Annotated in this window: 10 protein-coding genes; all 10 read right to left on the bottom strand. The window is 64.7% G+C overall.

All coding sequences use genetic code 11. The features are described from left to right. Positions 1-135: 135 nt before the first annotated feature. Positions 136-4,275, bottom strand: coding sequence for a DNA-directed RNA polymerase subunit beta (rpoB, locus tag ACR65T_RS08985; RefSeq protein ID WP_434496156.1), 4,140 nt, complete (start codon positions 4,273-4,275; stop codon positions 136-138). A 180-nt stretch (positions 4,276-4,455) separates the two neighbouring features. After that, on the bottom strand, positions 4,456-4,833 hold the full coding sequence (rplL, locus tag ACR65T_RS08980; RefSeq protein WP_196401499.1) for a 50S ribosomal protein L7/L12: 378 nt from the start codon (positions 4,831-4,833) through the stop codon (positions 4,456-4,458). A 42-nt stretch (positions 4,834-4,875) separates the two neighbouring features. Next, on the bottom strand, positions 4,876-5,391 hold the full coding sequence (gene rplJ, locus ACR65T_RS08975) for a 50S ribosomal protein L10 (protein WP_018407366.1): 516 nt from the start codon (positions 5,389-5,391) through the stop codon (positions 4,876-4,878). Between the two features lie 500 nt (positions 5,392-5,891). Beyond that, positions 5,892-6,188, bottom strand: coding sequence for a hypothetical protein (locus tag ACR65T_RS08970; protein WP_434496155.1), 297 nt, complete (start codon positions 6,186-6,188; stop codon positions 5,892-5,894). A 92-nt stretch (positions 6,189-6,280) separates the two neighbouring features. Continuing rightward, a complete protein-coding gene (gene pheT, locus ACR65T_RS08965; protein ID WP_434496154.1) occupies positions 6,281-8,695 on the bottom strand; it encodes a phenylalanine--tRNA ligase subunit beta in 2,415 nt (804 codons plus the stop codon). Positions 8,696-8,889: 194 nt separating this feature from the next. After that, positions 8,890-9,969, bottom strand: coding sequence for a phenylalanine--tRNA ligase subunit alpha (gene pheS, locus ACR65T_RS08960; protein WP_434496193.1), 1,080 nt, complete (start codon positions 9,967-9,969; stop codon positions 8,890-8,892). 257 nt (positions 9,970-10,226) lie between these two features. Beyond that, complete coding sequence (locus tag ACR65T_RS08955) at positions 10,227-11,219, bottom strand: bifunctional enoyl-CoA hydratase/phosphate acetyltransferase (RefSeq protein WP_434496153.1); 993 nt, start codon at positions 11,217-11,219, stop codon at positions 10,227-10,229. A 15-nt stretch (positions 11,220-11,234) separates the two neighbouring features. Beyond that, on the bottom strand, positions 11,235-11,762 hold the full coding sequence (locus ACR65T_RS08950) for a DUF3280 domain-containing protein (RefSeq protein ID WP_434496152.1): 528 nt from the start codon (positions 11,760-11,762) through the stop codon (positions 11,235-11,237). Beyond that, entirely contained in the window at positions 11,759-12,526 is a 768-nt protein-coding gene (locus ACR65T_RS08945) for a M48 family metallopeptidase (protein WP_434496192.1), read from the bottom strand. The genes ACR65T_RS08950 and ACR65T_RS08945 overlap by 4 nt, the downstream gene beginning before the upstream one ends. 117 nt (positions 12,527-12,643) lie before the next feature. After that, positions 12,644-13,291 carry an SCO family protein gene (locus ACR65T_RS08940; protein ID WP_434496151.1) on the bottom strand — a complete coding sequence of 216 codons (648 nt, stop codon included), beginning with the start codon at positions 13,289-13,291 and terminating at the stop codon, positions 12,644-12,646. Positions 13,292-13,307 lie beyond the last annotated feature (16 nt).

Raw genomic sequence — 13,307 nt, 5'->3', positions numbered from 1 at the left:
GGAGAGGGTGGCCCCGCGAAGCGGGGTCGGGTGAGGGCGATTCGATCTTCAAGAAGCGGCGCCAGCCCTCATCCGTCAGGCTTCGCCTGACACCTTCTCCCGCAAGCGGGAGAAGGGGCGCGCTTCGCGATGCGATTACTCCGCCGCCTCGACCGCCGTCGGCGGCGCTTCTTCTTCTTCCGGCTCCGCGTTGGTCAGTTCGACGTTCAGCGCCAGCGAGCGCATCTCCTTGATGAGCACGTTAAAGCTCTCCGGAATGCCTGATTCGAAGGTGTCGTCGCCGCGCACGATCGACTCATAGACCTTGGTGCGGCCGGCGACGTCGTCCGACTTCACGGTCAGCATCTCCTGCAGCGTATACGCGGCGCCATAGGCTTCGAGCGCCCAGACCTCCATTTCGCCGAAGCGCTGTCCGCCGAACTGCGCCTTGCCGCCCAGCGGCTGCTGGGTGACCAGCGAGTAGGGGCCGATGGAGCGCGCGTGGATCTTATCGTCGACGAGATGGTGCAGCTTCAGCATATAGATGTAGCCGACGGTCACCTTGCGGTCGAAGGTCTCGCCGGTGCGTCCGTCGAAGAGCCTCACCTGACCTGACGAGGCCAGTCCCGCCTTCTCCAGCATTTCGACGATGTCCTTCTCGCGCGCGCCGTCGAACACCGGCGTCGCGATCGGAACCCCGCGCTTCAAATCCTTGCCGACTTCCACAAGACTCGTCTCGCTGAGCGAGGCGAGTTCCGGATCGTCGCCGTAGATTTCCGTCAACGCTTTGCGCAAAGGCTTGCTGTCTCTGCTGCGATAGTAAGCGTCGACGGCCTGGCCGACCTGCTTGCCGAGACCGGCGCAGGCCCAGCCGAGATGCGTCTCGAGAATCTGTCCGACGTTCATCCGGCTCGGCACGCCGAGCGGATTGAGCACGATGTCGACAGGCGTGCCGTCCTCGAGGAACGGCATGTCTTCCTGCGGCACGATGCGCGAAACGACGCCCTTATTGCCGTGACGGCCGGCCATTTTGTCGCCGGGCTGGATCTTGCGCTTCACCGCGACGAAGACCTTGACCATCTTCATCACGCCGGGCGGCAGTTCGTCGCCGCGCTGCAGTTTCTCGACCTTGTCGAGGAAGCGGTTCTCAAGCCCCTTCTTCGACTCGTCATATTGCTTGCGCACGGCTTCAATCGACGCCATCAGCGCGTCGTCCTCGACGACGAAGGTCCACCACTGCGAGCGGGGATATTCGTCGAGGATCGCCTGAGTCAGCTTCTCGCCCTTCCTGAACGACTTCGGGCCGGCGATGCCGACCTTGCCGATCAGCGTTTCACAGAGACGCGTATAGACGTTGCGGTCCAGGATCGCGAGTTCGTCGTCGCGGTCCTTGGCCAGACGCTCGATCTCCTCGCGTTCGATCGCCTGGGCGCGCTCGTCCTTCTCAACGCCGTGGCGGTTGAAGACGCGCACCTCGACGATCGTTCCCTGGACGCCCGGCGGCACGCGCAGCGACGTGTCGCGCACGTCGGAGGCCTTTTCGCCAAAGATGGCGCGCAGCAGCTTCTCCTCCGGCGTCATCGGGCTTTCGCCCTTGGGCGTGATCTTGCCGACGAGGATGTCGCCCGCCTGCACTTCGGCGCCGATATAGACGATCCCCGCCTCGTCGAGATTTTTCAGCGTCTCTTCCGAGACGTTGGGAATATCGCGGGTGATTTCTTCCGGACCGAGCTTCGTGTCGCGCGCCATCACCTCGAATTCATCGATGTGAATGGAGGTGAACACGTCGTCCTTGACGATGCGCTCGTTGAGGAGGATCGAGTCCTCGAAGTTGTAGCCGTTCCAAGGCATGAAGGCGACGAGCACATTGCGCCCGAGCGCCAGATCGCCAAGGTCGGTCGACGGACCGTCGGCGATGATGTCGCCCTTCACCACAAGATCGCCGACGCGAACGAGCGGCTTCTGGTTGATGCAGGTCGACTGGTTCGAGCGCTGGAACTTCATCAGCCGATAGATGTCGACGCCGGGCTTGCCCGGATCAAGTTCTTCGGTCGCGCGGATGACGATACGGGTCGCGTCGATCTGATCGACCACGCCGGTGCGGCGCGCCGAGATGGCGGCGCCGGAGTCGCGCGCCACGATCGCCTCCATGCCGGTGCCGACGAGCGGCGCGTCGGCCTTGACGAGCGGCACGGCCTGACGCTGCATGTTCGAACCCATCAGCGCGCGGTTGGCGTCATCGTTCTCAAGGAACGGAATGAGCGCCGCGGCCACCGACACGAGCTGCTTGGGCGACACGTCCATCGCGTCGACTTTCTCGCGCGGCACGAGCATGACGTCGCCGGCGTGACGGCAGAGCACGAGGTCTTCCGTCAGATTGCCGTCCTTGTCGACTTGCGCGTTCGCCTGAGCGACGTGATATTTCGCCTCCTCCATCGCCGACAGATAGGCGACTTCGCCGGTCACCTTGCTGTCGCGCACGCGGCGATACGGCGCTTCGATGAAGCCGTATTTGTTGACGCGGGCGAAGGTCGCGAGCGAATTGATCAGGCCGATGTTCGGACCTTCCGGCGTCTCGATCGGACAGATGCGGCCGTAATGCGTCGGGTGCACGTCGCGCACCTCGAAGCCCGCTCTTTCACGGGTCAGTCCGCCCGGGCCAAGCGCCGAGAGACGACGCTTATGCGTGATCTCCGACAGCGGATTGGTCTGATCCATGAACTGCGACAGCTGCGACGACCCGAAGAATTCGCGCACGGCCGCCGCAGCCGGCTTGGCGTTGATCAGGTCCTGCGGCATGACCGTGTCGATATCGACCGACGACATGCGCTCCTTGATGGCGCGCTCCATGCGCAGCAGGCCGAGGCGATACTGATTCTCCATCAGCTCGCCGACCGAGCGCACCCGGCGGTTGCCGAGATGGTCGATGTCGTCGATTTCGCCGCGACCATCGCGCAGATCGACGAGCGCCTTGACGACCGCGAGGATGTCTTCGCGACGCAGCGTCCGCGTCGTGTCCGGCGCGTCGAGATCGAGGCGCATGTTCATCTTCACGCGGCCGACGGCCGAGAGATCATAGCGCTCGGGATCGAAGAACAGCGAGTGGAACATGTTTTCCGCCGTGTCCATCGTCGGCGGCTCGCCCGGGCGCATGACGCGGTAGATGTCGAACAGCGCCTCTTCGCGGATCGAGTTCTTGTCGACGGCGAGCGTATTGCGGATATACGGGCCGATATTGATGTGGTCGATGTCGAGCACCGGCAGCTCGTCGAAGCCCTTTTCCATCAGCAACGGCAACGTTTTCACAGTGATCTCGTCGCCCGCTTCGGCGAAGATCTCGCCGGTGGCGGGGTCGAAGAGGTCCTGCGCGAGATATTGGCCGTAGAGCTCTTCGGGCGCGACGCGAATCGCCTTCACGCCCTTCTCGGCGAGTTGGCGCGCGGCGCGCACGGCGAGCTTCTTGCCGGCTTCAAGAATCACCTGGCCGGTGTCGGCGTCGACCATGTCGGCGACGGCCTTCACGCCTTTGATGCGCTCGGCGTCGAACGGCATGCGCCAGTTCTCGCCGTCCTGCGTGTATAGAATCGTCTTGTAGAACGTCGACAGAATCTCTTCGCCGTCGAGGCCGAGCGCGAACAGGAGCGACGTCACCGGAATCTTGCGGCGGCGATCGATGCGCGCATAGACGATGTCCTTGGCGTCGAACTCGATGTCGAGCCAGGATCCGCGATAGGGAATGATGCGGGCGGCGAACAGCAGCTTGCCCGAAGAATGGCTCTTGCCCTTGTCGTGGTCGAAGAACACGCCCGGCGAGCGATGCATCTGCGAGACGATGACGCGCTCGGTGCCGTTGACGACGAAGGTGCCGTTCGACGTCATGAAGGGCATGTCGCCCATGTAGACGTCCTGCTCCTTGATGTCCTTGACCGACTTCGCCTGCGTATCGGGATCGACGTCGAACACGATGAGGCGCAGCGTCACCTTGAGCGGCGCAGCGTAGGTCATGCCGCGCTGGCGGCACTCGTCGACGTCATATTTGGGCTGTTCGAACTCGTAGCGCACGAATTCGAGCAGGGAGACCTGCGAGAAGTCGGAGATCGGAAAGACGGACTTGAAGACGGACTGCAACCCCTCGTCAGGACGGCCGCCTTTGGGCTCGTCGACAAGGAGGAACTGATCGTAGGAGGCCTTTTGGACCTCGATCAGATTCGGCATTTCCGCCGCTTCGCGGATATGTCCGAAGAATTTGCGGATGCGCTTGCGACCGGTGAACTTTCTCGCCGACGTCTGAGCCATGTCGCTTTTCGAGCCTCTTTCTTCGTTGAGCCGACCGTCCCGCTGCGAGAGGTCCTTGCCCGTCAAGCGCTCGTCATTGCGGCGTGAGTCCCGCGTCCGTGAGCGCCTTCTTTTTTCATTGGCCGCAGCCCCGGCGCGCCGGGGCTGCGACGATTACGACGCCGCCAGAGGCGGCGGCAATTACTTGAGTTCGATCTTGGCGCCGACCTTTTCGAGAGCGGCCTTGATCTTCTCGGCCTCGTCCTTGCCCACGCCTTCCTTGATGGGCTTGGGCGCGCCTTCGACCAGATCCTTGGCTTCCTTCAGGCCGAGGCCGGTGATCGCGCGGACCTCCTTGATGACCTCGATCTTCTTCTCGCCAGTCGCGGCCAGGATCACATTGAACTCGGTCTTCTCCTCCGCGACCGGCGCGGCGGCGGCGGCGCCCGGAGCGGCGGCGACGGCGACGGCGGCGGCGGCGGAAACGCCCCACTTCTCTTCAAGGAGCTTCGCGAGTTCAGCCGCCTCGAGGACGGTCAGCGCCGAAAGGTCTTCGACGATCTTTTCGAGATTTGCCATTTGTTGCGTCCTTTGAATTTGGTTTGTCTGGTTCTCGGCCTCTTAGGCCGCGTCTCGATTGGCGTAGGCTCCGAAGACGCGCGCGAGCTTGGCGGCTGGCGCGGTCGAGAGCTGGGCGATCTTGGTCGCGGGCGCCTGGATGAGGCCCACGAGCTTGGCGCGCAGTTCGTCGAGGGACGGCATCGTCGCAAGCGACTTGACGCTGTCCGGATTCAGAGCAGTCTTGCCCATGGCGCCGCCGAGGATGACAAACTTGTTGTTGTCCTTAGCGAAGGCCACGGCGACTTTCGGCGCCGCCACCGGATCGTCCGAATAGGCGATCAGGGTCGGCCCCTTCAGCAGGGGCGCGATAGAGGCGACGTCGGCGCCATCGAGAGCGATCTTGGCGAGGCGGTTCTTCGCGACCTGGACCGTCGCGCCAGCATTGCGGGCCTGCTTGCGCAGGTTTTGCAGCTGGGCCACGGTCAGGCCGGAGTAGTGAGCGACGACGACGACGCCGGTCTTCGAAAAGACTTCGCGCAACGCCGCGACCGCTTCCTTTTTCTCCGCTCTGTCCACGGTTGCTCTCTCTACTGGCGGGAAATCCCGCCGGTTGCGACATGCCGCTCGCTTGAGGCGAGCGACGCCGTAGATCCTGTCCCCGTCACGGCGCAACGCCGCGGCGGTTGAAGGGGCGCGAACCAAATTCGAAGGACGCTCGCGGGGAGCCCGCTTGCGGCCTCTAAAATTCCGGTTTCCCCGTCTGTGCAGGCCGCCTTCAAGACGACGGATCGCTCCGCCTTCTCTTGGGCCGATTGAGCCGCTACAGGGTTGAAACCCCTTGCGTGCGCCGGCAGTCTCGGACAGGACATGGCCGGACGGGACACGAGGGAGAACCCCCGGGTCCGCCGGCCTATCCACCGCCTTTTCCTTTGTCCTGTAGGGACTTGAGTCGAGGCGGAAGCTCAAAACTGAAAACGGGGCCGCAGGTCGATTGGCCAGCCCCGGATCGTCTATTTAAGGGGAGTGGAGCGGTTTGCCAAGGGGGAAAACGATGTTTCTCGCCCAGTTCAGCGGCGTTACCGCCGCCCCGGCGTGAACTCCATCCGCACGCGGCCGCCGCGCCCGCGCGAAAGCTCGGCGCGTCCGGAGCGAGACGGCGGGCGGGAGGCGCTGCGGCCCGAAGCTTTCCCTCCGTGGGCGCCCTCGCTGGCGACGCCGGGATAGGTCGCTCCATGCTGGCCGCGCATCGGTCCGAAGGAGGCGAGGCAGCGGTTGTAGGCGTCCGCTTCCTTGATCGCTTCGCAATCGTCGATGCTTCGCGGCGCGGCGAGCGCCGGGGTGGCGAGGACAGCAAGGAATGCCGCAATCGCCAAGGACAAGCCGCCGCGAGGGGCTTCGCGAAAAAGCCATCCAGGGGCCGCTTCACGGCTCTCGACGGCTTCATGTCGCTGGAGATGACGGCCGCTCATCCTCTCAGCGTCGCGCCGCATTTCTTTTGCGCCTCCGCCACGATCTTCTGCGCCACCGCTTCGATCTCCGCGTCGGTCAGGGTCTTTTCGCGCGGCTGCAGCGTGACGGCGAGTCCGATCGATTTTTTGCCTTCGGGGACGCCCTTGCCCTCATAGACGTCGAAGACGGCGATATCGGCGATCAGGGTCCGGTCGGCGCCCTGCGCCGCCTTCACCAGATCGCCGGCCGCCGCCGTGCGATCGACGATGAAGGCGAAATCGCGCGAAACCGGCTGAAGATCCGAAATATCCAGCTTCGGCTTGATCTTCGTCGGCTTCGCCTTGGGCGCGGGGAGCGCGTCGAGAATGATCTCGAAAGCCGCCACCGGCCCCTCGACATCCATGATTTTCAGCGCCCGCGGATGCAATTCGCCGAAATGGCCGACGATCGTCTTCGGCCCGAATTGCAGCGTCGCCGAGCGGCCGGGATGAAACCACGCCGGACCGCCGGAAACGATCTGCAAGCCGCCGGCGGCGACGCCGAGCGCATTCAGCAGCGACATGGCGTCGGCCTTGGCGTCGAAGGCGCCGGTTCCGCGCGCCGGCGCTGACCAGTGTCGCCCGGCGCCCGCCAGTCCGCGCCGCACGCCCGCCGCCGCGAGGCGCTGGCCGGTCTCGGCGGCGTCGAAGAAGATCTGGCCGACTTCGAACAGGTTTTGATCGCCAAGCCCCCGCGCGGCGTTGCGGCCGGCGGCCGCGACGAGGCCCGGCAGCAGGCTCGGCCGCATGTCGGAAAGATCGGCGGCGATCGGATTGGCGAGCGCCAGCGACGGCTTGCCGCCGCCGAACGCCTCCGCCTGCTCCTTGGAGACGAAGGACCACGTCACCGCTTCGACAAGTCCCTGGCCGGCGAGCGCGCGGCGGGCGTTGCGGGCGCGCTTCTGCATCATGGTCAGCACCGGCGGCGCGACGCCCTCGGCGCGCGGCAGCGGCGTCGAGGGCACATTGTCGACGCCGATCAGGCGCACGACTTCCTCGACAATGTCGGCCTTGCCCTCGATGTCCGGGCGCCATGTGGGGACGGTGATGCGCGCCTCGTCGTCGCCGGCTTTCTCGACGGTAAAGCCGAGGCGCTGGAGGATGACCGTCGCCCGCGCGGGCGCGACATCGATCCCAGCCAGCCGGTTGATCTCACTCCAAGGAAAACCGATGACGCGCGGCTCGCGTGGAACCGATCCGGCGAGCGTGAGCTCCGACGGCTCGCCGCCGCAAAATTCCAGCACGAGCTGCGTCGCGAGTTCGATCCCCGCCAGCGCAAAGGCGGGATCGACGCCGCGCTCGAACCGGTAGCGCGCGTCTGTGACAATGCCGAGCTTGCGGCCGGTGTGCGCGATATTCATCGGGTCCCAGAGCGCCGTTTCGATCAGCACGTCGGTCGTCGAGTCATCGCAGCCTGAGGCCTCGCCGCCCATGACGCCCGCAAGCGATTCCGGCCCGTTGTCGTCGCAGATGACGACCATGCTCTCGTCGAGCTCATAGCTCCGTCCGTCGAGGGCGAGCAGCGTCTCGCCCATCTTGGCGCGGCGCACGACGAGATCGCCCTTCACCTTTTTCGCGTCGAAGACGTGCAGCGGCCGCGCGCGATCGAAGGTGAGGAAGTTGGTGATGTCGACCAGCGCGTTGATCGGACGAAGGCCGATTTCGCGCAACCTCGCCTGCAGCCAGGCGGGGCTCGGTCCGTTCTTGACGCCGCGCACCAGCCGCAGGCCGAAGAAGGGCGCGAGATGCTTGTCCTCTTGCGCGAAGTCTAACGTCACGCCGATGGGGCAGGGGAACTTGCCTTCGACCGGCAGAATGTCCTTGTTCTTGAGGACGCCGAGCTCGGCCGCGGCGAGGTCGCGCGCAATGCCGTAGACGCCGGCGGCGTCCGGACGGTTGGGCGTCAGATTGATCTCGATGATCGGATCGTCGAGCCCGGCCCATTGCGCATAGACGGCGCCGACCGGCGCGTCCTCGGGCAGATCGATGATCCCCTCATGGTCGTTGGAAAGTTCGAGTTCGGCGGAAGAGCACAGCATGCCGAGCGACTCGACGCCGCGAATGACGCCCTTGCCGAGCGTGATCTTCTTGCTGGGAATGTATGTTCCAGGCGCCGAAAAGACGCTCTTCATGCCGGTGCGGGCGTTCGGCGCGCCGCAGACCACCTGCACCGGCGCGCCGGCGCCGGTGTCGACCATGCAAACCCGCAAACGGTCGGCGTTCGGATGCGGCGTCGCCTCGATCACGCGCGCGATGGTGAAATCTTTCAGCTGCGCGGCGGGGTCGTGCACATATTCGACCTCGAGGCCGATGCGCGTCAGCGTCTCGACGATCTCGCGGAGCGAAGCCGACGTGTCGAGATGTTCCTTGAGCCAGGAGAGGGTGAATTTCATTTGTTGAGAACTTTGAAGTTGTCGAGCGCCGGCGCCAAGGGCGCGTCATGCCCGCGCTTGTCGCGGGCATCCACGCCGTGAGGCTGCGGAATAATGAAAGTGAGCGGCGCCATTCTGGTTTCGTGTCTCTATTACTGTTCGGCGTTACGTGGATGGCCGGGACAAGCCCGGCCATGACGCGGGAGAGATTGTCGTTAGCCGCTCAATCCGCCCGCAAGCGTCGGGAAGTCGAGCGGCCTGAATCCATAGTGCTCCAGCCAGCGCGTATCGGCGTCGAAGAAGGCGCGCAGATCCGACATGCCATATTTCAGCATCGCCAGCCGGTCGACGCCGACGCCGAAGGCGAAGCCCTGATAGCGGTCGGGATCGATGCCGCAGTTTCTGAGCACATTGGGATGCACCATGCCGCAGCCCAAAATCTCCATCCAGTCTTCGCCCTCGCCGAAGCGGATTTCGCCGCCCTGGCGCCGGCACTGAACGTCGACCTCCATCGATGGTTCGGTGAAGGGGAAGAAGGAGGGACGAAAGCGCAGCTTGACCCCTTTGACCTCGAAGAAGCTCCTTAAGAATTCTTCGAGCGTCCATTTGAGATGCCCAAGATGCGTCGTCTCGTCGATGACGAGTCCTTCGATCTGATGGAACATCGGCGTATGCGTCTGGTCGAAGTCGCAGCGATAGACTCGGCCAGGGCAGATGACCCGGACCGGCGGCGTCTGCGACAGCATGGTGCGCACCTGCACCGGGCTCGTATGGGTGCGCAGCAGCCGTTTCTCTCCTGACTCGGCGGTCAGAAAGAACGTGTCCTGCATCTCCCGCGCGGGATGCCCTTCGGGGAAGTTGAGCTTGGTGAAATTATAGTCGTCGCTCTCGATGTCCGGCCCCTCGGCGACGGCGAAGCCCATGTCGGCGAAGATGATCGACAGTTCGTCCGTCACCTGCGAGATCGGGTGGATGCGCCCGCGTTGCAGCGGACCCGCCGGCGCAGGCAGCGTCATATCGAGCGTCTCGGCCGTAAGGCGCGTCGCCAAAGCCGCTTCGGCAAGCTGCTCGCGTCGCGCGACGATCGCCTCGGCCGCCTTGTCTTTCAGCGCGTTGATCTTCGCGCCCTCGGTCTTGCGCTCCTCGGGCGACATTTTGCCGAGCGTCGCGAGCAGCGCCGAAATCGCGCCCTTCTTGCCGAGTGAGGCGAGGCGCACGGCTTCGAGCGCCGCCTCGTCGGCGGCCTCGTCGATCTGGCGCAGCGTATCTTCTTCGAGTTTGGCGAGGTCGGTCATATCAGTTTCGATTTTCGCGAAGGCCATTGCGTCCTCATCCTGAGGAGCCCGCACCCAAGCCGGGCTTGCCCGACTTGGGTGCGGGCGTCTCGAAGGACGAGGACGCAGCGCGCGCAGCCTATGCCCTCGTGCTTCGAGACGGCTCCTACGGAGCCTCCTCAGCATGAGGGCATAGAATGAGCCGTTCGCGCCGGGAGTTCTTGCGTCGCGTTCTGCCACGCGACGGGCGTTCTGTCGAGAACGCCAGATCACGCGCTCTACGGCGCGGCGCGCGGCCGATGCGTGAAAATCTGCGCCAGCGCCGAAGAGACGACGCGCGAATCGACGTCGTCGGCGCGGCTGGTCAACACGATCGGCACCCGTGCGCCGAGCACCAGCCCCGCCGTGTCGGCGCCGCCGAGGAACACGAGCTGCTTGGCCAAAATATTGCCCGCCTCGAGATCGGGCGCGACGAGAATGTCGGCGTCGCCGGCGACCTCGGACTCTATGTGCTTGGCGTCGGCCGCCTCGCGCGAGATGGCGTTGTCGAAGGCCAAAGGACCATCGAGGTCGGCCCCGGCGATCTGGCCGCGATCGGCCATCTTGCAGAGCGCCGCCGCCTCGATCGTCGACGGGATTTTCCCCTCGACCGTCTCGACGGCCGAAAGCAGCGCCACTTTGGGACGTTCGATGCCGATCGCATGCGCGAGATCGACTGCGTTGCGCACGATGTCGCGCTTGGCGTCGAGCGTCGGCGCAATGTTGATCGCGGCGTCGGTGACGAGCAGCAACTTGTGATAGTACGGCGCGTCGATCACAAAGACATGGCTGATCCGCCGGTCCGTGCGCAGTCCGGCGCCGTCGCGTATGACCGCGGTCATCAGTTCGTCCGTGTGCAGCGCGCCTTTCATCAGCGCGTGCAGCCTGCCGCGACGCACGAGCTCCACCGCCTGATCGGCGGCGGCGTGGCTGTGTGGCGCGTCGACGATCTCGACGCCTTCGAGCGAGACGCCGCTCGCGCGCGCGGCCGCCTCGATTTTTGCCCGCGGTCCGATGAGAGTCGGGACGATCAGCCCTTTGTCGCGCGCGGCGATCGCGCCTTCGACCGAGCGCGCGTCGCAAGGGTGGATGACGCCCATGCGGATGGGCGGCAGCGCCTGCGCCCGACGCACGAGGGCGTCAAGCAAGGCGCCGCGCGTGCGGGCTTGCGCCACCATGGACCAGGGCGGGCGCGACGTCGCCGTCGGTTCACAGCCAGCGCTCTGGCTCATACAGGCCTCCTTCGCTCAATGCGGCGGATCGCGGGCGATGCGATCGACGAAGAACTTTGTCGCGCGCGCCCAGGATTGATCATTATCGCCGCGAAAATCGAACCCCTGATGATAGATCAGTTCGCCCGTCGAGACGCGCGCGATTGAAACGCCCATGCTGAGGATCAGCGTGCTGACCTTATTGACGACGCCCGTCAGAACGAGATCGGCGCCGACCTTGCCGGCAAGCGTCAACTCGCAGCCGTTGCAGGTGCGAATGTAGGTTTGTTTCAAGATCGCGTCGAGATCCGCCGCGATGGGGGCGCGGTCGACGACGTCATAGACGCGCCGCGCGGCGAGTCCCGCGCCGATGTCGTCACGCGCCCGCGCCAGTCTTTTTGCATGTTCGGCGCTTTGGTCGACAGGCTCGTTTGACGTGTCGACCAGCTCGAAATCGAGAACGAGCAGGCGTTTGCGCGGCGCTTCGGCCAGCGCCGACGCGGCTTGAGACAGCGGGAGGGTCAGGAGCAGGGCGAGTCCGAGCAGGCCGCGGCGGTCGATCATCGCGCCTTGGCTCCATATTTGTGGAGGTGCGCGCCATGGGCGGAGAGCCAAGCTTCGGCGCGATCCGTGTCGGCGCAAAGCCGCCGCGTCAACTTCCAAAATCGCGGCGAATGGTCGAGATGCACGAGATGCGCGACCTCGTGGGCGGCGAGGTAATCGAGGACGAACGGCGGCGCCATGATCAGCCGCCAGGAAAAGCTCAGCGAGCCGGCGGCCGAACACGATCCCCATCGGCTGATCGGATCGCGCAGGCCGACGCCGCGGGGCGGCAGACTGAGTGCGCCAGTGTGGCGGGCGACCGCCTCCTCAAGGTCGCGCCGCGCCTCCCGCTTCAAATAATCCTGAACGCGGCGGTGCACATGTTCGGTCTGACCGGCGACGCAAAGCGCGAAGGGAGCCTCGGCGTCGTCTCTTGGCTCGATCCAGGTGACCCCGCGGCGGTCTGGATGATGGGCGATCATATGATCGACGCCGCGAAGAGGCGCGACCGAACCATGCGCGAAGGGAATGGTTGCAGGAAGCCTGTCGAGACGCGAAGCGATCCAGGCGGCGTGGCGCTGAGCGAAATCTCGCGCATCGCGCAATGACGCCCGCTTCGGCATCGTCAACACCGCGTCGCGTGCGGCGAAGCGCACGCGCAAAGTGAATCGCCGCGCATTCTGTGACCGACGCAAAGCGACGAGGATTGTTTCGCCGGCGTGGACCAATGTGAGAATCGACGCGCCGCCAGTTGGCGCCGGTCCTTCGCGCAGGAGTCGAAGCATGGCGCTCATGCTAGCGCAAAGGCCATATGAGTCGCGAGTTCCAAAATTGCGGCTTGATGGAAATATTTCCCTTGCGTTGCTTTTTTGCGCGCACTCCGACGCAGGCGACGGCGCGCGCTACAGATGGCGTTCAAGTTCACGCGCGGCTTCGGCAGGGCGTCGCGCCACGTTGAACGGGCTCACAAAGCGGCCGTTCTTGTCCATCAGATAGACGACGGTGGTGTGGTCGACGGAATAGTCCTCGTCCTTGCCGGGCGCACGCTTAGAGAAAATGCGATATTCGCGCAATACGGGATCTAGCGACGCGCGCGGACCGGTGACGCCGATGATGCGCGGATCGAAATTGGAGAGATAGTCTTTGAGCGCCTCGGGCGTGTCTCGCTCCGGATCGACGGTGACGAACAGCGCGCCGACTTTCGCATCCGGCCCCATCGCCCGCAAGATCTCCGACATCTCGAAGAGCGTGGTGTGACAAATATCGGGACAGTGCGTATAGCCGAAGAAGACGAGGAAGGGACGTCCGAGGAAATCCTGCTCCGTCACCTGCTGCCCGGTATGCGCGGTGAGCTGAAAAGGTCCGCCGATGGTTTCCGTCGACGTCGTCGGCTTGCCGCTGGTGAAGTAGACAAAGGCGCCGAACATGAGCGCGAAGACAGCGCCGACGCCGATCAGCAGCGGCCTCGAAATACCTGGTCCGCTGGCGGTTTGTGCGCCCTTTGCGCCGCGCTTGACTCCCTTTGCGCCACCCTTCGATCCGTTGGCCATCGTGCGTTTCCTGATT

It is taken from the genome of Methylocystis sp. (genome assembly GCF_051061285.1).
Lineage (GTDB): Bacteria > Pseudomonadota > Alphaproteobacteria > Rhizobiales > Beijerinckiaceae > Methylocystis.
Note: the sequence above shows the minus strand (reverse complement) of the source record. Positions and strands in the feature narration are given on the sequence as shown.